General features: G+C 72.7%; 19 protein-coding genes and 1 tRNA gene. 9 read left to right on the plus strand and 11 right to left on the minus strand.

What is annotated here, in order from left to right; all coding sequences use genetic code 11:
- Positions 1–308 precede the first annotated feature (308 nt).
- From CP970_RS24930 to CP970_RS44300, 3 genes are all read left to right on the plus strand, one after another.
- Positions 309–908 (plus strand): hypothetical protein, encoded by a 600-nt coding sequence (locus CP970_RS24930; protein WP_055556555.1) that lies wholly within the window; start codon positions 309–311, stop codon positions 906–908.
- Positions 909–1,265: 357 nt separating this feature from the next.
- On the plus strand, positions 1,266–2,477 hold the full coding sequence (locus tag CP970_RS24935; protein WP_055556557.1) for a helix-turn-helix domain-containing protein: 1,212 nt from the start codon (positions 1,266–1,268) through the stop codon (positions 2,475–2,477).
- A 405-nt stretch (positions 2,478–2,882) separates the two neighbouring features.
- Positions 2,883–3,050 carry a hypothetical protein gene (locus CP970_RS44300; protein ID WP_157877863.1) on the plus strand — a complete coding sequence of 56 codons (168 nt, stop codon included), beginning with the start codon at positions 2,883–2,885 and terminating at the stop codon, positions 3,048–3,050.
- A 657-nt stretch (positions 3,051–3,707) separates the two neighbouring features.
- Here CP970_RS44300 and CP970_RS24940 read toward each other — a convergent pair.
- A tRNA-Arg gene (locus CP970_RS24940) sits at positions 3,708–3,783 on the minus strand.
- 144 nt (positions 3,784–3,927) lie between these two features.
- Between CP970_RS24940 and CP970_RS24945 the strand changes: the two genes are divergently transcribed.
- From CP970_RS24945 to CP970_RS24955, 3 genes are all read left to right on the plus strand, one after another.
- Positions 3,928–4,647, plus strand: coding sequence for a hypothetical protein (locus tag CP970_RS24945; RefSeq protein WP_055556567.1), 720 nt, complete (start codon positions 3,928–3,930; stop codon positions 4,645–4,647).
- 138 nt (positions 4,648–4,785) lie between these two features.
- Complete coding sequence (locus tag CP970_RS24950; protein WP_055556561.1) at positions 4,786–5,172, plus strand: hypothetical protein; 387 nt, start codon at positions 4,786–4,788, stop codon at positions 5,170–5,172.
- Between the two features lie 84 nt (positions 5,173–5,256).
- Positions 5,257–6,000, plus strand: a complete 744-nt coding sequence (locus CP970_RS24955) for a class I SAM-dependent methyltransferase (RefSeq protein ID WP_055556563.1) — start codon at positions 5,257–5,259, stop codon at positions 5,998–6,000.
- A 9-nt stretch (positions 6,001–6,009) separates the two neighbouring features.
- Here CP970_RS24955 and CP970_RS24960 read toward each other — a convergent pair whose 3' ends face one another.
- Together CP970_RS24960 and CP970_RS24965 are read right to left on the minus strand one after the other, a co-directional pair.
- A complete protein-coding gene (locus tag CP970_RS24960; RefSeq protein ID WP_150493927.1) occupies positions 6,010–7,257 on the minus strand; it encodes an MFS transporter in 1,248 nt (415 codons plus the stop codon).
- An 82-nt stretch (positions 7,258–7,339) separates the two neighbouring features.
- Positions 7,340–7,933, minus strand: a complete 594-nt coding sequence (locus CP970_RS24965) for a malonic semialdehyde reductase (protein WP_150493929.1) — start codon at positions 7,931–7,933, stop codon at positions 7,340–7,342.
- Between the two features lie 185 nt (positions 7,934–8,118).
- On the opposite strand from CP970_RS24965, the gene CP970_RS24970 reads away from it, so the two are divergent.
- A complete protein-coding gene (locus CP970_RS24970; RefSeq protein WP_055555665.1) occupies positions 8,119–8,625 on the plus strand; it encodes a MarR family winged helix-turn-helix transcriptional regulator in 507 nt (168 codons plus the stop codon).
- A gap of 65 nt (positions 8,626–8,690) precedes the next feature.
- On the opposite strand, the gene CP970_RS24975 is transcribed toward CP970_RS24970, so the two are convergent.
- The 5 genes from CP970_RS24975 to CP970_RS24995 all read right to left on the minus strand — a co-directional run bounded on the left by CP970_RS24975 (position 8,691) and on the right by CP970_RS24995 (position 13,378).
- On the minus strand, positions 8,691–8,921 hold the full coding sequence (locus CP970_RS24975; RefSeq protein WP_055555668.1) for a phosphopantetheine-binding protein: 231 nt from the start codon (positions 8,919–8,921) through the stop codon (positions 8,691–8,693).
- Positions 8,922–8,925: 4 nt separating this feature from the next.
- Positions 8,926–9,564, minus strand: a complete 639-nt coding sequence (locus CP970_RS24980) for an isochorismatase family protein (protein WP_150493931.1) — start codon at positions 9,562–9,564, stop codon at positions 8,926–8,928.
- A gap of 17 nt (positions 9,565–9,581) precedes the next feature.
- Entirely contained in the window at positions 9,582–11,264 is a 1,683-nt protein-coding gene (locus CP970_RS24985; protein ID WP_224058687.1) for a (2,3-dihydroxybenzoyl)adenylate synthase, read from the minus strand.
- The gene (gene dhbC, locus CP970_RS24990; protein ID WP_150493933.1) at positions 11,261–12,469 is read right to left on the minus strand and encodes an isochorismate synthase DhbC; all 1,209 of its coding nucleotides are present in this window, start codon (positions 12,467–12,469) and stop codon (positions 11,261–11,263) included. The genes CP970_RS24985 and dhbC overlap by 4 nt, the downstream gene beginning before the upstream one ends.
- A gap of 81 nt (positions 12,470–12,550) precedes the next feature.
- Entirely contained in the window at positions 12,551–13,378 is an 828-nt protein-coding gene (locus CP970_RS24995; RefSeq protein WP_055556413.1) for a 2,3-dihydro-2,3-dihydroxybenzoate dehydrogenase, read from the minus strand.
- Positions 13,379–13,487: 109 nt separating this feature from the next.
- On the opposite strand from CP970_RS24995, the gene fhuB reads away from it, so the two are divergent.
- Entirely contained in the window at positions 13,488–15,728 is a 2,241-nt protein-coding gene (gene fhuB, locus CP970_RS25000; RefSeq protein WP_398656971.1) for a Fe(3+)-hydroxamate ABC transporter permease FhuB, read from the plus strand.
- Between the two features lie 19 nt (positions 15,729–15,747).
- Positions 15,748–16,947 carry an enterochelin esterase gene (fes, locus tag CP970_RS25005; protein WP_055556408.1) on the plus strand — a complete coding sequence of 400 codons (1,200 nt, stop codon included), beginning with the start codon at positions 15,748–15,750 and terminating at the stop codon, positions 16,945–16,947.
- Positions 16,948–17,337: 390 nt separating this feature from the next.
- On the opposite strand, the gene CP970_RS25010 is transcribed toward fes, so the two are convergent.
- The 3 genes from CP970_RS25010 to CP970_RS25020 are packed head-to-tail and all read right to left on the minus strand — an operon-like array spanning position 17,338 to position 26,257.
- Positions 17,338–18,807 carry an MFS transporter gene (locus CP970_RS25010; RefSeq protein WP_224058690.1) on the minus strand — a complete coding sequence of 490 codons (1,470 nt, stop codon included), beginning with the start codon at positions 18,805–18,807 and terminating at the stop codon, positions 17,338–17,340.
- Positions 18,804–18,983 (minus strand): MbtH family protein, encoded by a 180-nt coding sequence (locus CP970_RS25015; RefSeq protein WP_150493937.1) that lies wholly within the window; start codon positions 18,981–18,983, stop codon positions 18,804–18,806. Before CP970_RS25015 ends, CP970_RS25010 begins: the two co-directional genes overlap by 4 nt.
- Positions 18,980–26,257 carry an amino acid adenylation domain-containing protein gene (locus CP970_RS25020; RefSeq protein WP_150493939.1) on the minus strand — a complete coding sequence of 2,426 codons (7,278 nt, stop codon included), beginning with the start codon at positions 26,255–26,257 and terminating at the stop codon, positions 18,980–18,982. The genes CP970_RS25015 and CP970_RS25020 overlap by 4 nt, the downstream gene beginning before the upstream one ends.
- Positions 26,258–26,284: the final 27 nt, after the last annotated feature.

A 26,284-nucleotide genomic window follows, 5' to 3' on the forward strand; every position in this document is an offset into this window, starting at 1 on the left:
GCCCCGGGGCATTCCGGTGTGAGATGACGGTTGAACCTCGAACCTCGGCGCGCCGCCCGGCCCCTGCGGCGCCGAGGCCGTCGCCCGCTCTCGCGGCCTCCCCGCTCGGGCGGCGGTCCCTGGCCCTGCGGTGGTGCGGTACGCCGCAGGGCTAGAGGTACGCCGCAGGGCTAGAGGTGCGGTCCAGGGCTAGCGGTGCGGATCGCCTCCACCGCCTCCACCGCTGTCGGCTGCGAGCGCCTGCGTACGCTCACGGCCTTCGTCGCCGTACTGCCGTACCTGTCCGCCGTGGTGAAGGGGGCCGGGGCATGAAGGGCACCCGCGGGCGGCCGCGCACGCGCGCATGGCGCGGCGATCTCCTCGCCATCCGCGGCGCGCTCCTGACGGGCGCCGCGCTCCTCACCGTGCAGCAACTCGCCACGGAGCTAAGCGATGCCAACACCGCACGCGACCAACTCGCGCGCCAGGTACAGGAGCTCGGCGGCAAACCGATCGCGGGTCCGCCCGGATCCCGCGGCGATCCCGGGCGATCCGTCACCGGGCCGCGCGGGCCGCGGGGCGGGCCGGGCCCGGCCGGGGCGTCGGGGAAGCCGGGCAAGGGCGAAGACGGCAAGCCGGGCGCGAACGGTGTGGGCGAGACCGGATCGACCGGTGCCGCGGGAGTCGAAGGCTCGGCCGGGCCACCCGGCCCCGAGGGCAAGCCGGGCCCGGCCGGGCCCGAGGGACCCGCAGGGCCCCCGGGCAAGGACGGCACGACCGGGCAGATCTGCCCAGACGGATACGGCCTCCAGGCACCAGCCGACGACCCGGACGCGCTGATCTGCCGCCGCGATGGCGCGCCGCCCCCGGACCCCGAACCGACTCCGCAGGCTGCGGCGCTCGATCCGCAGCGGCGCCAGTACGCCTGAGGTACAGCCTGCGACGTAGCAGGCCAGACGCGGCTGGACGTCCTGAGCTTTCGGCTGGAGGCTCGGTGAAGGGCAGTTCCGGCCGCGGCTCGGCTCCCCCTCCCCGCGGCCGGGCCTGCCTCGGCCGCGGGCGCCTGCGTCGCGGGAGGTGCAGGTGCCTACGGGAGTTGCGGGCCGGTGACATCGGCGCGGGGACTTGGCTCCGGTCGTCGGTTGTCGGGAGAGTTCCCGGGTGGGAGTCATCGACACTAGTTGAACCACGAACGCCCCCGCCGTCTTCGGGCGGTGGGGGCCCTTCGTCATGTCCGCTCCAGACGCGCACTCTCCCTGGCCACAAGGTCGGCGTACCGTGACCGCGTGGCAAACGACGACCTGGGGCGAACTCTCCGACGCCTGCGCCGCCTGGCCTCCCTGACACAAGAGGAACTGGCCGAGCGCTCCGACGTGTCCGTAGACGTGATCCGGCAGCTTGAGCAGCGACGCAAACACTCGGCGCGCCTGCCCACGCTGCACGCCCTGGCGAACGGTCTCGGCGTAGAGCTGACGACTCTCCTAGGCGACCCTCCTGCCGTCTCGGCGGGAGAGAACGACGGGCCCCGGTTCGTGGCCGTGCGGCGCGCCATCATGCCTGCCCTCTGGGTGGCCGAGCCCAAAGCGCCCGGGCCCGACTTCTCACTGCCCGGCCTGCGCGAGCAGATCGCAGAAGGCTGGACGCAGTACCACGCCGCCGAGTTCGACAGTGTGATGAAGACGCTGCCCGACATGGTCTCGGACGCGCGCACCGCCACGGCATCGCCCGACAGCACGGACCAGGCTGCCGGATTCGCGGCGCTGGGCAAGGCCCTCCAGCTGGCGGGGCACGTCGCCGTGCGGATGGGGAAAACCGACCTCGCCCTGATCGGCCTGGAGCGGGCCATAGACGCGGCGGGCCGATCGTCTGACCCTCTGCTCCGCGCCATGATCGTCAACTCTGTTGCGTGGACGTACCAGCGGCAAGGGCGCCTCGGCGACGCCCTGAGCATCGCCCTGCACGCCGCCGCCGACATCAAGGACAACGGGCACACTGGCACCGCCGACGGCCTGAAGGTCTGGGGGGCGCTGACCATGTCCGCCGCGACGTCGGCCGCGCGCAGCAACGACTATGAGCGGGCAACTGCGTTGATGGCACACGCCGAGAAGGAAGCCGCCCGGGTGGCCAAGCTGCCGCAGGGCAGCGACAGCCGCATGGTCAGCGTCTTCAGCCCGTCCTCGGTACGCATCGAGCGCGTCCGCCTGGCCGTCCAGTACGGGCACCCCGAGGAAGCCCTGGCCCTCGCTAAGGGGATGCGGCTCAGCAAGGACACCCCGCCGTCATGGCGAACGTGGCTGCTCCTGGATGTGGCCCGAGCCCATACGGACCTCGCGGACGCTACCGGCGCCGTGAAGGCCCTGGAGTCGCTTCGCCGCGCGGCGCCGACATGGATGCAACACCACACACTGGCCGTGGCAATCGTGCGCGACCTGTGGTCGCTCCCCAACCGCCCTCCGGGGCTCCGGTCGTTGGCCGAGTTCCTGGGGGTTGCCGAATAGCGCAAAAGTAGGACGCTCCGTCCCTGTCACGCTATGTAGCGGGTCGATTCCATGAGTCAGACAGCGCCCCGGCGGCCGCGTGAACGGCTCCGGGAATCGTCTCCGTCGCGCGCACCGGGCAACCCGCGAGGCCCTCACTCACACCGCGCTCCCCAGCTCCGGCGCCGGGGGCGAGGCGTCATGACCGCGCCGCCGAACAGCCCCGCGAAATGCGGCCGGTGTGCGCACACGATCCGCGAGGGTGAGACCTGCGAGGACCGCATGGGGGAGACCAACTCGGCCGGGCCCATGCCTGGGGTGATCCACACGCCGGTCTGCCCCGCCGATCTGCCTACCGCGGTCGTTCCGTGTCCTCCGTGCCTGCTCGCGCTCCTGACAGGGGACGACGGGCCGCACCGTTGCCAGATGACGACCCCGCTCTCCGTCGACGGCGACCGGCTCACCGTCGGGCCCGAGACGGACTGCCTGTGCCACTGCCCTCAGGAGGAGGAGAGCGAGGCCCTCCAGACGGCGCGAGCCGCGGCCCGCGCCCGGACCGATCCCCAGATTCCCCGAGCTGGCGTCCCGGAGTAGAGCCAGCGTCGGGAAGGGGTGGCCGCTTCAGCTGGGAGCTCATCTCGGGGGCGGCCGCCCCCTCCCATTCCAGGGGCGGCCGCTCGCAGCTTCGCGCCCCGTGTGACTGGAGTGCAGACGCGTGCCATGTGCGCACATTCCTTTCCCAGGGCGTTCCGGTGTGAGATGACGGCAAGACCTCGTACCTCGGCGTGCTGCCCGGACCTGCCACGCCGGGGCCGTCGTCCGTACCTCGTCGTGCCTCGCCGCTCGCGCGGCGGTCCCTGACCCTGCGGTGGTGGCATATGCCGTGGTGCGGGGGGGGTACGGTCTTAAATGGAACAGGTGTTCGCAAATGGGTATGCCCCACTCATGGCGATCTGTCACATATGGGTATATGGGTCCCTGCCAAGAACGTGTCGGGTCGTCTCACCGTGGTGCCCCCCTCAGTGGCGGCCCGGCACTCGACTGCCCCCGCGCTCCGCATCCCTGGAGTCGGGGGTAGTCCCTTGTCTGGAGTGACCTGCAGAAAGACGAAGATCGTTTGGGCGATATTTGGACGATGATCTTCGGTAGTGAGGGTGTAGCGAGGCTGTCTGAGTGTGTAGCCAGAGTGCGCACAACTAAGGCCCAGGACCGGAGACTTGCTCCGTGACCTGGGCCTTAGCTGTTCTGACCTGGTGCCCCCGGCAGGATTCGAACCTGCGACACCCGCTTTAGGAGAGCGGTGCTCTATCCCCTGAGCTACGAAGGCAAGGCGCTGGGCGGCTTTTGTGAGCAGCCCACCACAGCGTAGCGGATGGGGCGGACGCGGTGGGAGGAGGTCGGGCTCGGGCCGCCCCGGTGCGGGTGCCCTGGCGCCGGGGTGGGGGCTCGTGGAGCTTCTATGATCGTCCGCATGGCGAAGCGCAAGGTTCGGCGGCGGGTTCGGGTGATTCTGGGTGAGGAACCCATAGCCCTGGTCTGGTGCGAGCTCCTCAAGCCGATCCCCGTTCCGCCCAAGGACGTTCACCGGGCTGCGGGCAAGGGGCGGCTGCGGTCGCGGCATCACTGGCTGTTCTACGTCGGGGCCGTGGTGTTCTGCTTCGTCGTCGTGCCGTTCATCTTGATCGACATGCTCGGGAAGAAGATCGACCGGCTGTTGCTGAACCGGGAGCCGGGGCGGCGGGCGCGCCGTTCGCGGGAGGGGCGGGAGAGGCAGGGGAGCGGTCGGGTCGAGCGCGGATCGGCTGTCGGGGGTGAGTCTGAGAGTGATTCGGCGGACAGTGGTGTCTTCGACGGGGACTGGGGTCTGACCGCGGGGCGCCTGCTGCTGCGGTGGTACAGCGATTCGCCCAGCCCTCGGCGGCTGGTCATGCTGACACCCGACCGGTTGTGCGTGGCCGCGTCCCCGCGTCGTCGGCTGTCCCCCACCCGGGCGGATGACTTCGATACCGTCGCGGAATTCCAGCTGGACCAGGCTCGTGTCGAAGGTGAGGCGGGGCAGCCGCGCGGGTTCGCCACCTTCCGGCTCCGCTTCCAGGACGGTTCCTGGCTGGAGCTCGGTCGACTTGCCGAGCCGGACGACGCCGATCAGTTTCTGCGTACCGTCAGCGGCGTCAGCGGCGTCAGCGGCTGACGGTACGCCGTGCCGCGGAGCGCCGCGGGGGTACCGTCGGCCGGTTCCGGAGGGCGGGCACCCAACTCTCCTCCCTATCCGCCGGAATGTCGTATTCCTACCGGGATCCGGGCGTGCGTACGCCATGCTGGTCCAGTTATGTCCGCCTTCCGCGCACGCGCACTCGACCGCCACCGCTCGGCTCAGCGCCCTTCCGCGAGTGGCGCTGCGATCCGTGCCGTCGCCCTTGGTCTGGCGGCGGCCGGTGCCGCGCTCGCCATGACGAGGGGCTCCGGCCTCTCCTGGCTCGCCTTGGTCGTCCTCCTGCGCGGCACGGACCATCTGCCCGCCCGCCTGTCGTACGCGGTGGCCAGCGCCGCGCGCCGCTGGCGGGTGTGTCTGCTGTACGTCGTCAGTCTCGTTCCGCACCGTACGTACGAGCCGCTGCCGAAGCCCCGGCGGGCGCCCCGGTCTGCCCTCGTGCCGCCGAGACCACCGCACGCACTGGTGGTCCTGCTGCACCGCGCGCAGCCCTGCGCCCCGTAGCGCCTGGGCACTCCACCGCACCACGACATCACGCATGCCGTGACTTCGGCGTGCGCTCACAGGCATCACAGGGAGGGGAAGTCAGTGTTGAAGTCAGGGATCAGGCGGTTATTAGGGCGCGCTGGATTCGACATCGTGCGCAGCACCAACAACCGGGGAGGAGTAGATGACTTCCTCCCGTTCGAGGCGACCGCGCGGGCCGCGCGGTCGGTCGGTCTTTCCGTCGGTGACTACATCGACGAGGTCATGAACGGGACGCCCGGCGCCACCCAGTCCACCATCGACGAACTGCGCGCTCTGGGCGTCTTCGCCGCCGCCCCGGACACGGTCCTGGAGATCGGCCCCGGGTCGGGGCGGTACCTGGAGCGGACGTTGAAGGAGTGCTCTCCGGGCCGCTACGAGATCTACGAGACGGCGGCGCCCTGGGCCGACTACCTGGTGGACACCTTCAAGGTGGTCGCTCAACCGACCGCGGAGTGCAGTCTCGCCCCGACACCCGACAACAGCGTCGACGTCGTCCAGGCCCACAAGGTCTTCAACACCGTGACCTTCCTCAGCGCCTCCCGCTACTTCTTCGAGATGGCACGCGTCACGCGACCCGGCGGTCGGATCGTCTTCGACGTCATGACGGAGACCTGCCTGGACCCGGCCACGATGCGCGCCTGGGTCGCGAAGGGCGGCGACGGGCACGATTCCTACCCGGCCGCCATGCCCCGCCAGGCCTGCGTGGACCTCTTCGCGGCCCTCGGCTGCGGCCTGGAAGGCAGCTTCCTGGCTCCCATGGGCTTCGCCTCCACCGAGGTGCTCGTCTTCGGGAAGGAGGCTTGACGGTCACAGTCAGGCGCTCAGCGTGAGCGTCGCCGCTATCGCCGGGCCGAACGCGCCGCCCAGCTGGTAGCAGAGGCTGAACAGGCCGATTGCCGTGGGGCGTTGGGCCGGGGGCGCGGCCGTGGTGGCGTAGACCGCCAGTGTCGCCTGGCCCGCGCTCGTCGCGAAGACCGCCAGCGTCGCGACCAGCAGGAGCAGTGGTGCCCAAGGGGTCAGCGCCGCGGCCAGCGGGGCCAGGGCGCCCGCGGTGAGCAGGATCGTCAGGACCGTGCGGCGGCTCATGCGGGCCGCCGCGGCCGCCAGTGCCATGGAGAGCGCCGAGCCGGTGAGCAGCGCGATCAGCTGGCCCGTGCCGATCGTCGCGGACGACCAGGCCGTGCGGTCCTGGAGCAGCTGCGGGACGGCGAACAGGAGGGTGAAGTACGACGTGGCGAGGGTGCAGGCCAGCGCCGCGGAGAGGACGAACGTCCGGGTGCGCAGGAGCGACCTCGGTACGAAGCCCGTGGGGTGGGAGCGGATGTGCAGGGTGAGCAGCCCGGCCGTCACCAGTGACGCCGCGAGCGCCGGGAGCGGGTGGCGCGGGATGAGCACCAGCGCCGTCGCCGTCAGGACGAGGAGCGCCGCGCCCCGGCCGTCGAACGGGGTGGTGTCGGAGCTCGGCGCGGACAGGTCCGCCCGGCGCAGTACGGCCGGTATCGCGAGGAGCGCCAGCGCGCCGACCGTCAGTGACACCCGCCAGGACGCCGCGTCCGCGATCGTCGAGCCGAGCAGCGGGCCGACCGCGCCCAGCGTTCCGAAGCCCGCCGTGATCACGCCCATCCTGCGGACCGAGCCTGCCAGGCTCATCGCCGCCGTGATCAGGCCCGCGCCGCCGACGGCCTGCGCCACCCGGCCCGCCATGACCAGGGGCAGCCAGGGCGCCGCGGCCACGATCGCCGTACCGGTGACGATCAGGACGGCGCTCAGCTTGAGCGCGCTGCCCAGGCCGCGGCGGCGCAGCAGGCCCGCCATCAGCGGGGTGCCGACGGCCATCGCCCAGCCGAAGGCGGTGACGAGCCACGTCGCGGTGGCCGTGCGCACGCCGAGCGAGCCCGCCATGTCCGGCAGGATCAGGACGGGGCTGTTCGCGCTCGCCGCGACCGGGGTCGCCAGCAACGCCAGCCATAGGGCGTGGACTTGACGGGTGGGCGTGGGCGTGGGGGTAAGGGCGGCGGCGGGGGCAGGGCTGGGGTGCGGCGTCGCGGCGGACAGTGGCATGGCAGGCTCCTGAGGCGCGGATGACGGGGAAGAGGGCAGGGAAGAGGGCAGGGAAGCGGGGCGCGGGGCGCCCGGGTCGTCGTCAGACCGCTGTCACGACCTCCTCGTACGCCAATCGCGGCGAGCGCGGGAACCACGCGTCGGGGCCCGGGCGGCCGATGTTCACGACCATCAGCGGGGTGTGGTCGTCGTCGAGGAACTCCTTGCGTACGGCCGGGAAGTCGAAGCCCGTCATCGGGCCCGCGGCGAGGCCCGCCGCGCGTATGCCGAGGATGAAGTAGGCCGACTGGAGCGCCGCGTTGAGGAACGCGGACTCCTCGCGGACCGCGCGGTCGGCGAAGAAGAGGTCCTTGGCCTGGGGGAAGTGCGGGAGCAGCGCGGGGAGTTCCTCGTGGAACTCGTTGTCGGCGGCGAGGATCGCGACCAGCGGGGCGGCCGCCGTCTTCGGCCTGTTGCCCTCGGACATGAGGTCGACGAGCCGTCCGCGGGCCTCGTCGGACCGGACCAGGACCACCCGCAGCGGTGACTGGTTGTACGCGGTGGGGGCGTACTTGACCAGGTCGTAGACCGCCTGGAGCTGCTCGTCGGTCACCGGCTCCGAGGTGAACGTGTTGGCGGTGCGCGCCTCGCGGAAGAGGAGGTCCTGGGCGGTGGGGTGGAGGTTCAGCTCGGACATCGGATGCTCCTGTCGTGTGCTCACCGGTCCACTCGGATCCGGCAATCTCAATGTTGAGATAAAAGCATCAGACCATCCCAAGGTCAAGTATCTCGAAACTAAGAGAGTCGAGGCTGATAAAGTCCCGTTCGAGGGAAGATGAGGACGGAAGAGCACGGAAGAGAACGGAAGAGGGAGTGACGGCCATGAGTGATGCCGTGGACGCGATCGTCGGTCAGTGGACCAAGGAGCGCCCCGACGCGGCCGAGGACCTGTGGCCCGTACAGCTCTTCGGGCGCGTCCAGCGTCTCGATCTGGTCGTCGACAAGTCCGTCAAGGCGACCGCCGCCAAGCACGGTCTGGACGTCGGTGAGTTCGACGTCCTCACCACGCTGCAGCGCTCGGGGCCGCCGTACGCCCTCACCGCGGGCACCTTCCTCAAGGCGTCCATGGTGTCCTCCGGCACGATCACCAATCGCGTCGACAAGATGGAGGCCAAGGGCCTGGTGGAACGGGTGCGCGACGGCGACGACCGGCGCACCGTGAAGATCCGCCTCACCGAGAGCGGGCACGAGGTCACCCGGGCCGTCTTCGCCGAACACCTGGCGAGCTACGCGCGGATCCTCGCCGACGTGGACCCCGAACTGGTCGCGAAAGCGGCGGAGGGCCTCCGGCAGGTGCTGGAGGCCCTCGGTGACACGACCATCGAGTGATGGCCCGGTAGTGCGGTAGTGCGGTAGTGCGGTGGTGCGGTGGTGCGGTGGTGCGGTGGTGCGGCTTACGCTCCCCGCGCCAGCAGCGGCACCCACTTCTCCAGTGCGGGCTGCTCCGCCAGGTCCGCGAAGGACGCCGTGACGCCGTGGTCGCGGCGCCAGCGGCCCAGGAGGGTCATCAGGCGTACGGAGTCGAGGCCGTAGTCGACGAGGTTCTCGTCCGCGGGGATGTCGGCGGGGTCCTCGCCGAGGACGTCGGCCACGTCGGCGCGGAGCTGGTCGAGAGTCAGAGCCATGGGGTCAGCCTTCCTTGGGGGAGAAGACGGCTTCCGCCGTGGTGACCACCGCGCACTTGCCCGCCGCCCAGCGCAGCGCCATCGCGTGGTCGTCGGCGGAGAAGTCGGCCACGGCGTCGGCGACCACGAACGCCTGGATGTCCTGCATCCACGCGTCGCAGGCCGTCATCAGGACGCCGATGTGGGCGTAGACGCCGGTGATGACCAGCTGGTCGCGGCCCTGTTCGCGCAGCCGCTCCAGGAGGTCGGTGCGGACGAAGCCGCTGTACTTCCACTTGGTGAGGACCGTCTCGGCGGGGGCCGGGCCGATCTCGGCGGCGATCGCCGCCGCCTCGGGGTCGTCGGGCAGGCCGGGGCCCCAGAAGTCCTGCTGGAGGCCGCGCTCGGCGGGGGTCTGGCCGCCGGGCTGCGCGGTGTGCACGACCGGGATGCCGAGCCGCGCCGCCTGCTCCTTCAACACCCTTACGGAGGAGAGCAGTTCGGGGATCGGGGACTTCTCGCGGTCGTACGCGGTCAGGAAGTAGTTCTGCAGGTCGTGGACGAGGAGCACCGCGCGGGAGGGGTCGACGGTCCAGTCGACCCGGTTCGCGGGCAGCTCGTCGGCGGACGGCATCGGATAGGGCGTGATGGCGGGGAGGGCCATGGGGAGGGTGATTCCGTTCAGGCTTGCTGGGTGGAGGGCGCGGAGGGTGTGGCGGGGGAGGACGCGGTCGGGGAGGCCGCGGCTCGTAGGTCCTTCTTGGAGATCTTGCCCACCCCCGTCTGCGGGAACGCCGTCACGAACTCGACGCGGTCCGGCACCTTGTACGCCGCCAGGCCCCGTTCCCGTACGAACTTCTTGATGGCGATCGGCTTCACCGGCTCGGCTCCCGCGCGCAGGATCACGTACGCGCAGGTCCGCTCGCCCAGATACGGATCGGGCTCGGCGACCACGTTGGCGTCGTGCACGGCGGGGTGGGCCAGGAGGTGGTTCTCGACCTCCTCCGCCGCGATCTTCTCGCCGCCGCGGTTGATCTGGTCCTTGGCGCGGCCCTCGACGACCAGGTGGCCCGTCCCGGTGAGGCGGACGATGTCGCCGGTCCGGTAGAAGCCGTCGGCCGTGAAGGAACGGGCGTTGTGCTCCGGCGCGTTCCAGTAGCCGCGGATCGTGTAGGGGCCGCGGGTCAGGAGGTGGCCCGTCTCGCCGACGGGCAGGTCGTTGTCCTCGTCGTCGACGACGCGGATCTCGTCGTCGGGGGAGATCGGGCGGCCCTGCGTCGTGACGATCGTCTCCGTGTCATCGTCCAGGCGTGTGTAGTTGACCAGGCCCTCCGCCATCCCGAAGACCTGCTGCAGCGTGCAGTCGAGCGCGGGCTTGACCCGGCGCGCCGCCTCCTCGCTGAACTTGGCGCCGCCCACCAGGAGTACGTCCAAGGTGCTCAGGTCGTACGCCGTCGCGGTCGCCGCCTCCGTCCAGACCAGGGCCAGCGGGGGCACCAGGCCCGTGATGGTGACGCCCTCGGACTCGATGAGGGGGAAGGCGACGTCGGGGCTCGGCTGCGGGCAGAGCACCACGCGGGCGCCCGCGTACAGCGCGCCGAGCGAACCGGGGGATGAGAGCGGGAAGTTGTGGGCCGCGGGGAGGGCGACCAGGTAGACGGACGACTCGTCCACCGCGCACAGCTCGTTGGAGCCCCACAGCGAGTAGATGTAGTCGTCGTGGGTGCGTGGGATCAGCTTCGGTACGCCGGTGGAGCCGCCGGAGAGCTGGAGGAACGCCAGGTCGGAGGGGGCGGGCGGGTCCGGGATCCCGGTCGGTTCCGTGGGTACGTCCGCCAGCGCCTCGAAGGCGCCGGGGTCGCCGTCCGCCACGAACACGTGCCGCAGGGAAGGGACTTCGGCGAGCACCTTCGTCGCGAGGTCGCGGTAGTCGAAGCCGCCGTGTTCCGCCGGGATGACGTAGGCCGCGGCGCCGGTGAACTCGCAGAAGTAGCGGATCTCCGTCTCGCGGTGCGCGGGCAGCGCGAAGACGGGGAGCGCGCCGATGCGGAACAGCGCGAAGATCGTCTCGAAGAACTCGGCGATGTTGGGGAGCTGGACGACCACCTTGTCGCCCTTGGCGATGCCCCGGGCGATCAAGCCCGCGGCCAGCCTGTCGGCGCGGAGGTCAAGATCCGCGTACGTCCAGCGGCGGTTCGACGCCGGGTCGACGATCGCGATCCGGTCGGGGTGCTCGGTGGCGCGGTCGCTCAGCAGCTGTCCGAACGTCTCGCCCCGCCACCAGCCCGCTTCCCGGTAGCGGGTCGCGAACTCCTCGGGCCAGGTGGGGGCTTCGAGTGCCACGGGGGTCTGGGGCGTGCTCACAGTTCCGCTCCCACCGCGTTCAGGAACGTACGGAACTTCGCGCCGGTCTCGGCCGTCTCCGCCTCCGGTTCCGAGGCGGCGACCACGCCCGCGCCCGCGTACAGGCGCAGGCTGCGCTCCTCGGCCTCGGCGCAGCGGATCGTCACGACCCACTCGCCGTCGCCGTTGGCGTCGCCCCAGCCGATCATGCCGGTGAAGAAGCCGCGGTCGAACGGCTCGGTCTCGCGGATCACTTCGCGCGCGGTGGCCGTCGGGGTGCCGCAGACCGCGGGGGTGGGGTGCAGCGCGCAGGCCAGTTCGAGGGCGGAGGTCTCGGGCGACGCGACCGTGCCGGTGACCGTCGTGGACAGGTGCCACATCGTCGCCGTACGGATCAGGGTGGGGCGGGCCGGGACCGTCAGGTCCGTGCAGAAGGACGCGAGGGCCTGGTGCACGGCGTCCACCACCACGGCGTGCTCGTGCAGGTCCTTGGCGGACTCCAGGAGCGCGGCTGCGCGGCGCACGTCCTCCGCGAGGTCGTCGCTGCGGGGGGTCGAGCCAGCGAGGGGGTTCGCCACGACCTGGTGGCCGCGGCGCGAGACCAGGAGTTCGGGGCTGGCGCCGATCAGGGTGCGACCGGGGGCCGTCGGCAGCGCGAAGGTGTAGCCGGAGGGGTCGCGGCGGGCCAGGCGCTGGAGCATCACGGGGAGGTCCAGGGGGGCCCGCGCGGTGAGTTCCAGGGTGCGGGCGAGGACGACCTTGCTGAAGTCGCCGCGCCACATGCGCTCCACCGCGGCGGCCACGCCCGCGCCGTACGCCTCGGGGGCCGGGACCGGGCGGATCTGCCAGTCGGCCGCGTCGGGCGGGTCGGCGGGCAGCGCGATCAGGGGGTCCGCGGTCAGCGGGGGCGCGGTGCGCAGGGCGCGGGGTACGGCCAGGGCGGCCGGGGCCGTGTGGTCGAACGGGATCGCGCCCACGACGTACGGCTTGGTGAGGCCGGTGCGGCGGGCGTCGGCGAGAGAGGCCGCGATGCGCTGCGGCAAGGGTCTCTCGTCGTGCGGGACCTCCGCGTGGACGCCCTCGGTGAGCAGGGTGCGGGTCGGCGTCGCGAGGAACCGTTCGCCTGGGGTGTAGGCGTCCAGGAGGGCGGTGGCCGCTCCTACGGCGGGGTGGGCCTGTTCGGCCGTCGTCGTGACGTGTGTGGCGACCTCGGGTGCCGTCGACACGGGGGCTCCAATTCTCGGGTGTTCTCGGGAGTTCTCGGGTGCGGGTGTGGGTGCGATCGCGGCTGCGGCCCTGTGGGGCTCTCAGCGCAGGGTCGCGCCGCCGTCCACGTACAGCTCTTGGAGCGTGATGTGGCGGGCCCTGTCCGACGCCAGGAACAGGACCGCGTCGGCGATGTCCTGGGGGTCCGCTATGCGGCCCAGGGGGATTCCCGTGCGGTACGTCTCGGTGTCACCCGCGATGACGCGTCGAGGGGCTTCGTCGTCCGTCCAGAGGGAGCGTTGCATCGCCGTGTCCGTGGAGCCGGGGGCCACCACGTTGCAGCGCACGCCGCTGCGGGCGATCTCCAGGCCGAGGCACTTGGTGAACATCGTGGCCGCCGCCTTGGACGCGGCGTACGCGGCCATGCCGGTGCGGGGGATGCCCGCGGCGTTGGAGGCGACGGTGACGATGCAGCCGGAGCCGCGCGCGGTCATGTGCGCGGCGGCGGCGCGGGAGGTGTGGAAGACGCCGGTGGTGTTCACGGCGAAGGTGTCGGCCCAGTCGGCGTCGGTCAGTTCGGCGACGGGGGCGGTGCGCAGGATTCCCGCGACGTTCACCAGGAGGTCGAGGGAGCCGTGGTCGCGGATGACGTCGCCGATGACCGTGCTGACGGCGCGGTGGTCCGTGACGTCCATGACGCGGGGCGTGATCGCGCCGCGGGTGGCGAGCGTGCCGGGGGCAGCGGTCGAGCCGCGGGTGGCGGCGGCCAGTTCGTCGATGCCGTGGGCGTCGCGGTCGGTGGCGACGACGTGGGCGCCGCGCGCGGCGAGCGCGGTGGCGACCGCGGCGCCGATGCCCTGGCCCGCGCCGGTCACCAGCGCGGTGCGTCCGGTGAACTCGCCCGGCTCCTGCGGTATGTGCTCTGGCATGGTGTGAGCGACCTCCCCCAACTTTTTAGGTAAGCCTAACCTAACGTATAACTACTGCCCAGAGGTCGCTACCCCATTCAAACAGTTAGGCTAGCCTCACCTTATGCGCATGCCGAGTGCGGGCACCACAGCCTCCGTTCCCCAACCCGTAGAGCACGTAGGCGAGTTGGGGTCAGGTCGCCCACCTGAGCCGGGTCCCGGGCGTTCCCCCGGGCGATCCGTCGCTCTTGCCGTGGCGGGGTTCGTGGTCGCCCTGGTCGTACTCGTGGGCCTCTCGCTCTGCGTCGGCGCGGGTGAGGTCGGCGCCGGTGGCGTACTCGACTACCTGCTCAACCGCGGTGGCGCGCGCGGCGACTCGCGGCTCGACCTCGTCGTCGGCGACCTGCGCGTCCCGCGCACGCTCACCGCGGTCCTCGTCGGCGCCGCCCTCGGCGTCGCGGGCTGCCTGCTGCAGGCCGTGACGCGCAATCCGCTCGCCGAGACCGGGCTGCTCGGCGTCAACGCCGGTGCCTCACTGGGCGTCGTCGCGGGCATCGCGCTGCTCGGGCTCGATTCCGGATACGCCTATCTGGTCTGTGCGTTCGTGGGCGCCGTGGTGGCGAGCGGGCTCGTGCTGCTGATCGCCGGGCGCAAGGGCGGCGGGTCCCCCATGCGGCTCGTCCTCGCCGGATCCGCGCTCGGCGCCACCTTCGGCGGGCTGACCAGCGTCATCGTCGTCAACTCCGCGGAGACCTACGACAAGTTCCGCTTCTGGGTGCTCGGCTCGCTCGCCGGGGTCGAGGGATACGGGGAGCTCGGGCGGCTCGCCCCCGTGCTCGTGGTGGGATTCGTGGTGGCGCTGCTCGTCGCCAGGCCGCTGTCCGCCCTCGCGCTCGGCGACGACCTGGCCCGCAGCCTCGGGCACCGGCCGCCGGTGATCCGCACGGTCGTCGCGGTGGGCGTCACGCTGCTCACCGCCGCCGCCGTCGCGCTCGCCGGGCCCATCTCCTTCCTCGGCCTGCTCGCGGGCTTCCTCGCCCGCGCCATCGCGGGCACCCGGCTGCCCGCGCGGCTGCTGCTCGCCGGGCTCATCGGGGCGTGCGTGCTCACCGTCTCGGACGTGGCGGCCCGGGTCGTGTCCCGGCCGTACGAGGCGCCCGTCTCCGTCATCGTGGCGCTGATCGGCGCCCCGGTGCTCATCCTGATCGTTCGGTCCAAGCAGCTCGCCACCATGGGGATGACGGACCCCGCGGACGAAGGGCGCGGCACCGAGAAGAAGCGGCGGCGTCTCGCCTTCCGGCTGCCGGGGCGTGCGGCGCGGGCGCCCCGGGTGCGGCCCGCCGACACCTTCGTCCTGCGGCGCGGGCCCCTCTCGTTCCTCGTCGCGCGGCGCGCGACCCTCGCCGCGCTGCTGCTGGCCGCGCTGCTCGTGGTCGCCGTCGTGTTCTCCGCGTACGCGGGGCAGAGCGACATGAGCGTCAGCCGCACCTTCCGTGCCGTCTTCGGCTACGGCGACCACTTCGACGTACTGCTCGTGCAGAAGTTCCGGCTCGGGCGCATCGTCGCCGGGCTCACCGCGGGCGCGGCCCTCGGGCTCGCCGGCTGCCTCACCCAGACCCTCGCCCGCAACCGCCTGGCCACACCGGAGCTGTTGGGCGTGAACGACGGGGCCACCGCCGCCGTCCTCGTCTCCGTCACCTTCAGCGCGTCCGGGTCCTTCGGCGCCTGGTGGGCCGGGCCGATCGGCGCGCTGGTGGCGGTGATCGTGGTGACGGTCGTCTCCGGCGGGCTCGGGCAGCGCGGCTACCGCGTGCTCGTCGTCGGCCTGGCCATGTCCGCGCTCGCCTCGGCCGCCACCCAGGTCGTCCTCTCCCGGCGCTCCCTCAACTCGGCGAGCTCGCTGTACGTATGGACCTCCGGCAGCCTCAACGGCCGCGGGTACTCCGTCGCCGTGCCGGTCCTCATCGGGCTCGCCGTCCTCGTGCCGCTCGCCCTCGCCGTCGCCCGGCACCTCGGCGTACTCCGCTTCGACGACGCCACCGCCGCCTCGCTCGGCTCCAACGCCGGGCGCACCCGCCTGATCTGCCTGCTCCTCGCGGTCGCCCTCGCCGGGCTCGCCGTCGGGATCGCCGGGCCCGTCGGCTTCGTCGCCCTCGCCTCACCCGTCATCGCGTCCCGCCTCGCCGGGCCGCTGCGGGTGCCGCTGGTCGGCTCGATGCTGACCGGCGCGGTCCTCGTGGTCGTCGCCGACACGCTCGGCCGGATCGCCTTCGACGGCTCGGAACTGCCGGTGGGCATCGTCACGACGGTCCTGGGCGGGCCCTTCCTGCTCTGGGTGCTGCTGGGCAGGTCGGCGGCCACACGCGTATGAGTTCAGAAAGGCTTTCGTCGTGCACAGTCCCCTTCTCCGTACGCTCCGTCAGGCCGTGCGAGCCCAAGTACCATCGGCCGAACGGGACTTCTGGGACCGGATGTCGGCCAAGGGCACCCCACTGGTCGAGGACGACCCGTCCGGTGACCCCGCGTACCGGCTCGTCACGTTCTTGTGGCGGGACGACCCCGAGCGCCCCGCGACCGACGTCCTCGCGCTCCTGCACACCGTCACCGACAAGGACCGGCACGCGGGCGACCTCACGCCGCACCTGACGGAGCGGGTGCCGGGCACCGGAGTGTGGGCGCTCAGCCACCGCCTTCGTGCTGACCATCGGGCCTCCTACCAGTTCTACGTCGCCCGCGGCCCCCGCGAGGAGACGCTGCGCACCGACCGCGCCGCCTGGCTGAAGGTCCTCGACGAGGCCCTGCCCGACCCGTACGCGGCCGCGCCAGGACTCCCGTCGCGCGACGGCCGCAACCCCGCGTCCGTGATGGAACTTCCGCACGCGCCCGCGCAGCCGTACGTCCAAGGGGACTCGGCCAGGACCGGGCAGACCCTGTCGGCCGAGGTCGACGGCCGCCGCGTCACCGTGCACCTGCCCGCAGCCCCCGCCCTCGCCGTCGCGGTGCTCCTGGACGGCGAGATGTGGGGGCCCGTGCTCGGCGCGCCCCGCATGGCCGACCGGCTGCACGCGGCGGGGGCGCTGCCGCCCACGGCGTTGCTCCTGGTCGACACGATGGGGCGGCGGATGGAAGACCTCAGCTGCAGCGGGGAGTTCGTGGACTGGCTCGCCGACGGGCTGCTTCCGTGGGCGGCGCAGACGCACGGGGTCGCGGTTCCCCGTGAGCGGACGGTCATCGCGGGCCAGAGTGCGGGCGGCCTCACGGCGGCGTACGCGGCTCATCGCCGCTCGGACCGCTTCGGCCGCGCGCTCTCCCAGTCGGGCTCCTTCTGGTGGCCCGACGAGAACGCCCCCGACGGGGCGGGCCCGGAATGGCTCACCCGCCAGTACGCCCACGCTCCGCGCCGCCCGGTCCGGATCCACCTGGAGGTGGGGACCCAGGAATGGATGCTCCTCGCGGAAAACCGCCGCTTGCGCAATGTCTTGCGGGCGCGGGGCTATGACGTGACGTATGAGGAGTTCAACGGGGGTCATGATTATGCGTGTTGGAGGGGCGGGTTGGCGGAGGGACTGGCACGGCTGCTGGCTCCGTAGGCGGGTGGACTTCGCCGGGTTCGCGACCTGCGGGTGGGTGGGGGCTGGCCGCGCAGTTCCCCGCGCCCCTAAAGGATTGCGCCGTTCCTCGCACCCCTAAAAGATCGCGCAGTTCCCCGCGCCCCTAGAAGCCCGCCACGTTCCCCGCGCCTCGAAGCCTGCGGGCGGCCCCGTCAGGGGCGCGGGGAACGGCGCGCCCAGCCACGAAGCTCCCGCGGGCGGCGAACCGGGGGAGGCCCGCTGCATCGTGGTGGTGCGGAGGTGGGGATCTCTTAAGGGGCGCGGGGAACTGCGCGACAAGCCCCCACCTGCCCGCGCAGCGAAGCGCCCCCACCTGCCCGCGCAGCGAAGCGCCCCCACCCGCCCGCGCAGCGAAGCGCCACCGCCGGGCTAAGGCGGACCGGGCGGCCCCGCCACCACCCGCGGCAGTCGCGCAGCGACAACCGCGCCAACCCCCACCAGCCCCGAAGTAACCAGCACCGCAACCCGATAAGGCCCCGGGTCGGAGACCCCCGTGCCATGCCCCCCGATGACCGCCGCGCACGCGGCAATACCCACCGCCCCACCCAACGTACGCACGATCTGGAACAGCCCCATCGCCTGCCCCATGTCCGCCGGGGAGATGTCCTCGAAGCCCGCGATCTGGATGGTCAGGACGGCCGTGCCGAGGACGAGGCCCACCGCGAACATCAACGCCCGCACCGCCCACGCGTTCTCCGCGACACCAGGCACGGCGAGCGCGGCGAAGACCCCCGCCGCGAGCAGCAGCGTAGGCACGGCGAGGCGGCGCGGCCCGAGGCGGGGCAGCAGGCGGTCCACGGCCTGTGACGCCAGCATCAGGCCGAGCGCCTCGGGGAAGACGGACAGACCCGCGTCGAGCGCGGACGCGCCGAGCGCGGCCTGGTAGAGGAGCGGGAAGACGAACAGGACACCCATCAGGCCCGCCGCGCTGAACAGGGCGAGCGCGGAGGCAGCCCCGTAGACCCGGTCACCGAGCAGCCGCAGCTTCAACAAGGGGTCAGGAGACCGGAGTTGATGCGTCACCGCGGCAACAAGCAACACCACCCCCGCGACCGCGCTGACCGCCACCGAAGGACGGCCCCACCCGTGGGAGGGCCCGAAGCCGAGCGCGTACGTGAGGAGCCCGAGCGCAGGCGTGGCCAGCCAGAAACCGACGTGGTCGAACCGGCCCCCCGAATCCGACTCCCCTTCCGAGGCATCCGGGGCATCCGAGGCATCCGAGGCATCCGAGGCCACCGGGTCCACCGAGCCCACCGCAGGCTCGCGCAGCGCCACCGCACCGAGCAGCACCGCCCCCGCCCCCACAGGCACGTTGACGAAGAACAGCCAGTGCCAGGAGAGGTGTTCGGTGAGGAAGCCGCCGAGCGGCGGGCCGAGCGCGGGCATCAGGGCGGTCGGCACGATCAGGACCTTGGAGAGCCTCACGCGCTCCTCGGGCGGGAACGCGCGGAACAGCAGCGTCATGCCGACCGGGGTGAGCAGGCCGCCCGCCAGGCCCTGGGCCGCGCGCGCCACCACGAGGGTGGTGAGGTCGGGGGCCAGGCCGCAGACCGCGGACGCCGCGGTGAACGCGGCGAGGGCCAGCAGGAACACCCGCTTCGTGCCGAACCGGTCGCCGAGCCAGCCCGCCACCGGCAGCGCGAGGGCGAGCGCGACGAGGAACGCCGTCTCGACCGTGTTCGCCGCCGACACCGGGCGGCCGAAGTCCTCCGCGATGGTGAAGAGGGCCGGGTTGACGATCGTCGAGTCGAGGCCGTTCATGCACATCGCGGCCGTGTAGACGAGGACGACGGCGACCCTCGGACGTATTCGAGGCTTGACCAACAGGGTTCCGGTCACCGGGACTTGACCCAGTCCAGGGCGTCCTGGCGCGGGCACGGGCCGTGCTGCGCCGACCATCCTTCGGGCACGGCGGCGAAGAGCGGCCACAGCGAGAGCTCGCCGCGCTCGTTGGCGAGGACCAGGAACTCGCCGTCCGCGTCGAAGGGGTTGGCGGGGGCTTCGCTCGTCGTCACTGCTGCTTCTCCAGGTCGGTGTGACCGGTCGGTTCGGTCAGTCGGTCGGCGACCACGCGGGCGATGTGCGCGATCGGTTCGGGCAGGGTCATGTCCTTGTGGGAGCAGGCCACGTCGGTGTTGGCGATGCGCCCGCTCACGTACGGCGTCCAGGTCTCGGGCGTCAGGGTGTCGTCGATGGTGTCGACCGTGGCGCGGAAGAACAGCACGTCGCCGTCGAAGCGCCGGTGGTCGTAGGCCCGTACGAGATGGTTGGTGTTGAGGTAGATGTCGCGCAGCGCCTCGAACGTGGCGGGCGGGAGCGCGGCCAGCGGGCTGCCTTCGCGGCGCAGGACGTCGATGACGTTCGAGGTGGTCAGGGCCTTGCCCGCCAGGCTGTCGGGGCCGTAGCCGCCCATGGTGAGCAGGGATTCGAGCGCCTCGGCCTCGTCGGGGACGGGCAGCTCGCGGAAGCCTTCGGCCGGGTAGGCGTCGAGGATCGCGAGGAGCTCCACCTCGTGTCCCGTCTCCTGGAGGTGCGCGGCCATCGCGTGGGCGATGATGCCGCCGGTCGACCAGCCGAGCAGGCGGTACGGGCCCGTGGGCTGGACCTCGCGGACGCGGGCGACGTAGTGGGCTGCCAACTCCTCCAGCGTGCGCGGGAGTTCGAGCGAAGCCGTGGCCGTACCGACGCCCTGCGCCTGGAGGCCGTAGATCGGCACGTCGGCCGGGAGGTGGCGGATCAGGCCCGCGTAGCACCAGCTCAGGCCGCCCGCCGGGTGCACGCAGTGCACGGGCGCGGCGTCGCCGGGGCGGGCCGGGCGCAGCGGGAGCAGGACGTCGAGGGGGTCGTCGTGGTGACCGGCTTCCGCGTCAAGGGCGGCGTCGAGCGCCGCCGGTGTCGGGGACTGGAAGACCGTGCCGATGGAGACCTCCGCACCGAAGGCCGCCTTGACGCGGCCCGCGAGGCGTACGGCGAGCAGCGAGTGGCCGCCCAGGTCGAAGAAGTTGTCCTCGACGCCGATCCGGTCCGCGCCGAGCACCTCGGCGAAGATCGCGCACAGCTGCTCCTCGCGCGGTGTGCGCGGGGCGCGGCCCGTGGCGGCCGACGCGGGGCGTTCGGGGGCGGGCAGTGCCTTGCGGTCCAGCTTGCCGTTGCTGGTGAGGGGCAGCCGGTCGAGCAGGACGACGGCGGAGGGGACCATGTGGACGGGGAGTTCGGCCGCCGTGTGCTCGCGCAGTGCGGCGGGGTCGGCGCCGTCGGCGACCGCGTAGCCGACGAGCCGCTTGTCGCCGGGGACGTCCTCGCGGACGATCACCGCCGCGTCCGCGACCGCGGGATGGCCCGCCAACACGGCCTCGATCTCGCCGAGTTCGATGCGGAAGCCGCGGATCTTCACCTGGTGGTCGGCCCGCCCGAAGTATTCGAGGGCGCCGTCGGCGCGGCGCCTGGCGAGGTCGCCCGAACGGTACATGCGGCTGCCGCTCTCCCCGAACAGCGCGGCGTACGGATCGGCGACGAAGCGCGTCGCGGTCAGGTCGGGGCGACCGAGGTAGCCGTCGGCGAGGCCCTCGCCCGCGACGTACATCTCGCCGGTGACGCCGGGCGGCACCGGGTGCAGCCGGTCGTCGAGGACGTAGACGCGCAGGTCGGGGATGTTCACGCCGATGGTGCTCGATGTGGAGGAGGCGGCCGTCGCGCGGTCGAGCGCGAAGTAGGAGACGTGCACGGTGGTCTCGGTGATGCCGTACATGTTGACGAGCGTCGGGCCGCTGTCGCCGTGCCGGTCGTACCACTCGTCGAGGCGGCCGAGTTCGAGGGCCTCGCCGCCGAACACCACGTAGCGCAGGGCGAGTTCGCGTCCCGTTCCGTCCTCGCGGTCGGCGGCCGCCAGCTGGTAGAAGGCCGACGGGGTCTGGTTGAGGACGGTGACGCCCTCGTCGGCGAGCAGCGCGCGGAAGGCGCCCGGGTCGCGGCTCGTCAGATGCGGTACGACGACGACCTTGCCGCCGTACAGGAGCGCGCCCCACAACTCCCATACGGAGAAGTCGAAGGCGTAGGAGTGGAAGAGCGTCCAGACGTCGTTCTCGTCGAAGCCGAACCAGTGGTCCGTGGCGGTGAGCAGCCGCGTCACGTTGTGGTGGGTGACGACGACGCCCTTGGGGCGGCCCGTGGAGCCCGAGGTGTAGATGACGTAGGCGGGGTCGCGCGGGGTGAGCGGGCGGGTGCGCTCGTGCTGGGCGAGGGGGTGCGTGTCGTACGCGTCCGGATCCTGGCCGTCGACCGTGACGAGCGGCAGCGCGTGCGCCTGCGCGGGCAGCCGGGGCGCGGTCGCGGTGTCGGTGACCAGGGCGGCGGGGCGCGCGTCGTCGAGCATGTAGGCGAGGCGGTCCGCCGGGTAGTCCGGGTCGAGCGGGAGGTAGGCGGCGCCGGAGAGCGCGACCGCGAGCAGGCCCGTGACCAGGTCGGTGGAGCGGGGCAGTGCGAGCGCCACGATCGAGCCGGGGCCGATGCCGCGGGCGGCGAGGAGGCGGGCCAACTGGTGGGCACGGGCGGAGAGTTCGGTGTAGGTGAGGGCGTGGCCCTCGTGGGTGACGGCGGTGCGGTGGGGGTGGAGGGCGGCCGCCCGCTCGTAGACCTCGGCGAGTGTGCTGGGTGCTGAACTCGCCTGGTGGTGCTGGTTGTTGGCGGCCACGAGGGCCTGGTGGTGCTCGGAGCCGCTGAGGAGGGGGAGCAGGCCGAGCGGCGTTTCGGGGGTCTCGGCGGCCGCGGTGAGGAGGCGGGCGAGGCGGTCGGCCAGGCCCTGCGCGGTGGCGCGGTCGAACAGGTCGGTGCGGAACTCCAGGAAGCCCGATATCCCGCCGTCGCCGGGGAGTTCGCCCGCGTTCAGGGTCAGGTCGAACTTGGCGGTGCCCGACGGCACGGCGCCGAGCCGGGCCGTGATGTCGGGGCCGAGAGCGAAGTCGCCGTCGGGCAGCGACTGCCAGGCCAGCATCACCTGGAACAGCGGATGCCTGGCGAGCGAGCGCGGCGGATTGAGCTCCTCGACGAGCTGGTCGAAGGGGAGTACGTCGTGTTCGTACGCGGCGAGTGTGGTGCCGCGCACGCGGTCGAGCAGCGTACGGAAACCGGGGTCGCCCGAGGTGTCCGTGCGCAGCACGACGGTGTTGGTGAAGAACCCGACGAGGTCGGCCGTCGTGTCGTCGTCGCGCCCTGCGACCGGGGTGCCGAGGGGGATGTCGGTGCCGCAGCCGTGCCGGGTGAGCAGCGCGGCGAGGCCCGCCTGCACGGTCATGAAGACCGTGCTGTTGGCCGCGGCGGCCAGGCGCTTGAGGGCCCGGTGGGTGGCCGGGGTCAGGGCGAAGGGGACGGTGTCGCCCGCCGAGGTGGCCACGGCGGGGCGCGGTCGGTCGGTGGGCAGCTCCAGCTGGTCGGGCAGGCCCGCGAGGGCCTCCTTCCAGTGCGCGAGGTGAGTCTGCGCGAGGCCGTCGGCGAGGAGCTTGTGCTGGTGGGCGGCGTGGTCGGCGTACTGCAGGGGCAGCGGGGCGAAGCCGGGCGCGCGGCCTGCCACGCGGGCCGTGTAGGCGGTCGCGAGGTCACGGGCGAGGGGTGTGGTGGAGGCGCCGTCGCCCGCGATGTGGTGGAGGAGCAGGAGGAGGGTGTGGCGGGTGGGGTCGGCGGGGTCGGTGAACAGGGTGGCGCGCAGCGGGGGTTCGTCGGCGAGCTCGAAGCAGTGCCGCACGGCGTCGGTCAGGGCGCCGTCGGCGAGTTCCCCGCGGTGCAGTGCGGGGCGGGCCAGCGGGTGGCTCGCGTCGAGGATGCGCTGGTGGGGGCGGTCGTCGGCGTCGGCGGACGGGGCGTTGTCAGTGGCGGGATATACCGTTCTGAGTGTCTCGTGGCGTGCGGTCAGATCGTGCAGGGCGAGCTGCAGCGCGCCGTGGTCGACGGGGCCGTTCAGGGCGAGGACGAGCGGGATGTTGTAGGTGGGGCTGGGGCCTTCGAGGCGGTGCAGGAACCACAGGCGCTGCTGCGCGGGGGAGAGGGGGAGGGTGTCGGTGCGGGGGATGGGGACGAGCGCGGGGGTGGTCGCTGTGGATGTCGTGGTGTCCGAGGCGCGCATGACTGCCGCCAGGGCGGCGGGAGTCGAGGCGCGGAAGACGTCGGCGATACCGAGCGTGGTGGCGAACCGCTCGCGAATACGGGCGGCGAGGCGGCCCGCGAGGAGCGAGTGACCGCCGAGGTCGAAGAACCCTGCGTCGGGTGAGGGCCAGCCGGACTCCAGGCCGAGGACGTCGGCGAAGAGGGCGCAGAGGGCGTCGGTGTGCGGGTCGCCGGAGCCGGTGTGGGCCGCGACTACCGACGCGGCTGCGGGCGTGGTCGGCTCCGGGTCGGGCAGCGCCCGGTGGTCGAGCTTGTCGTTGGCGGTGCGCGGCAGTTCGGCCAGGAGCGTCACCGTGGCCGGGACCATGTGGGCGGGGAGGGTCTCGGCGAGGTGGGCGCGCAGGGCGTCCGGGGTGACGGTGGTGGCGGTGGTGCCCTCGCGCGGCACGGCGTAGGCGAGGAGGCGCTTGCCGTGCGCGGAGTCGCGGGCGATCACGGCGGCCTGGGCCAGCGCGGGATGGGCGGCCAACCGCGCCTGGATCTCGCCGAGTTCGATGCGGAAGCCGCGGATCTTCACCTGGTCGTCGCCGCGCCCGAGGAACTCCAGGGTGCCGTCGGGGCGCCGCCGCACCAGGTCGCCGGTGCGGTACATGCGGCCGCCGGGGGCGCCGTGGAGCGCGCCGAAGGGGTCGGCGACGAAGCGTTCGGCGGTCAGCTCGGGACGGCCGAGGTAGCCGCGGGCCAGACAGGCCCCGGCGACGTACAGCTCACCGGTGACACCGGGGGGCGTGGGACGGAGGGAGGAGTCGAGGACGTAGACGCGGGAGGCGCGCACGGGGTGGCCGGTGGTGGTGCCGTCCGGTCCTGGCAGCCAGTAGTAGGCGTCGACGGTGGTCTCGGTCGGGCCGTACAGGTTGGTGGGCCGCGAGCCCTTGACCGCCGCGAGGCGCTCCCACAGCGGCGCGGGCACGGCCTCGCCGCCCACCACGACGACGGCGGGGTGGTGCCTGCCGTCGTCGAGCAGGCCCTCGGCGATGAGGGCTTCGGCGTAGGAGGGGGTGACGTCGAGGTAGTCGACGCGCCGCTCGTCGACGTACGCGGCGAGCGCGGCGGGGTCGCGGTAGGTGGCGTCGTCGAGCAGGTGCAGCTCGTGGCCGTGGACCATCCACAGGACCGGGTCCCAGGACGCGTCGAAGGCGAACGACGCGCTGTGCGCGACCCGCAGCCGGTCGCGTCCCGTGCGGGCGACGGCGGGTGCGATGTGGTCGTCGGTGTGCCCGGCGAGGAGGTTGGCGAGGGAGGCGTGGGTGACGAGGACCCCCTTGGGGCGGCCCGTGGAACCGGAGGTGTGGATGATGTAGGCGGGGTCGGTGAGCCGGGGAGCGGAGGCGGGCGCCCCGGCCGGGAGCGCGGCGATCGCGGCGGCCGTCTCCGGGTCGTCGAGGGCGAGTTCGGGCAGGCCGTGCGCGGGGAGCGCGGCGAGGGTCTCGCGGGTGCCGATGACGTACGCGGGGCGGGCGTCGGCGAGGACGTCCAGGGTCCGTGCCGCGGGGTGCCCGAGGTCGAGCGGCTGGCAGACGCCGCGCGCCTTGAGCACGGCGAGCAGCGCCACGAGCGTGTCGGTGGAGCGCGGCAGGGCGAGGGCGACGGGTGTGCCGGGGGCCAGGTCCTGGGCGAGGCGGTGGGCGAGGCGGTCGGCCGAGGCGTCCAGTTCGGCGAAGGTCAGGGCGGCGGCGCCGCTGCGTACGGCCACGGCGTCGGGGGTGCGGGCGGCCTGGGCGGCGAACGCGTCGGGCAGGGTCCGCTCGGCGGGCGGTTCGGTGCGGCCCGCGGTGGCCGCGCGGATCTCGTCGGGGGTCAGCAGGTCGAGGGTGGCGAGGGTGCGGTGCGGGTCGGTGAGGAGGAGTTCGGCGAGGCCGTCGAGGTAGGTGGCCAAGGTGTGTTCGTGGCGGGCGAGTTCGGCGTCCCCGTAGCGTCCGGCGTTGGCGTCGAGGGAGAGTCCGAGCCGTCCGTCGGCGCGCGGAGAAGCCCCGACCGCGAGGTCCTCGACGGGGCCCGCTGCGAGGTTGTGCACGGTGCCGGGCAGGCCGCCGAAGTCCAGGTCGGATTCGAAGGGCTTGATGTTGACCATGGGGCCGGTCAGCGGTTCGCCCGCGGTGCCGAGTGCGAGGTCGCGGCGGAGTTCGGCCTGCGGGTAGCGCTGGTGGCGGCGGACCGCGCGGACTTCGAGGACGACGCGGCGCAGGAGTTCGGCGCCGGTGTCCCGGGGGCGTACGGCGATGCGCAGGGGGAGGACGTTGACGGTCATCGCCGGGGTGCGCAGGGCGGCAGGGCCGCGCCGGTTGGTGAGCGGCAGGCCGAGCACGATGTCCTCGGCGCCGGTGACGCGGTGCAGATGGCCCGCGGTGGCGGCGATGACGAGCTCGGCCCAGGTGGCCTTCACGGCCTGCGCGGCGCGGGTCAGCCGGTCCACGGAGCCCTCGGGCAGGTCGGTGACGCGGCGGATGAGCGCGTCGGTGCCGGGGGCGTCGGGGCGGGCGGCGAGGGTGGCGGGGGCGGTGTGGCCCGCGGTCCGCTCGGCCCAGAAGGCGCGGTCGGTGGCGTACTGCTCGCTGCCCAGGTAGCGGGTCTCCTCGCCGGTCAGCTCGGCCATCGGGGCGAACTGCCGGGCGGGCGGCTCCTGCCCGGCGGCGAGCGCGGTGTAGAGCTCGGCGACGCGGGCGCCGATGAGCTGGAGGGCGTAGGCGTCGACGGCGAAGTGGTGGACGCGCTGGTACCACCAGTGCCGGTCGTCGGCGACGCGGATGAGGGCCTGGGTGACCAGGCCGTTCGTGCCGGTGTCGCCGGTGAGGTCCACGGCGTTCGCGAGGTCCGCCCGCATCCACGCGTCGGCGGCCGCCTCGGGGTCGGCGTCGGCGCGCACGTCGAGCCGGTGCAGGCGTACGGGGGCGGTGTCCTGGTCGACGGTCTGCCACGGGTCGCCCGCCGCGTCCTCCGTCACGCGCAGCGAGAGCGTCTCCGCCTCGGCGACCGTGCGCAGCAGCGCCGCCTCGAACAGGGCGTCGTCCAGAGGGCCTTGGATCTCCACGCGGTCGGCGGTGTTGAGCGCGGTGCTCTCCGGGGCCAGCTGCTGCGCGTAGAGGATGCCGGCCTGCGCGGTGAGCAGGGGAAGGCGATCAGGTCGCTGATGCATGTGTGTGACGACTCCCGTGAACCTGAA

Source organism: Streptomyces kanamyceticus, assembly GCF_008704495.1.
Taxonomy (GTDB): Bacteria; Actinomycetota; Actinomycetes; order Streptomycetales; family Streptomycetaceae; genus Streptomyces; species Streptomyces kanamyceticus.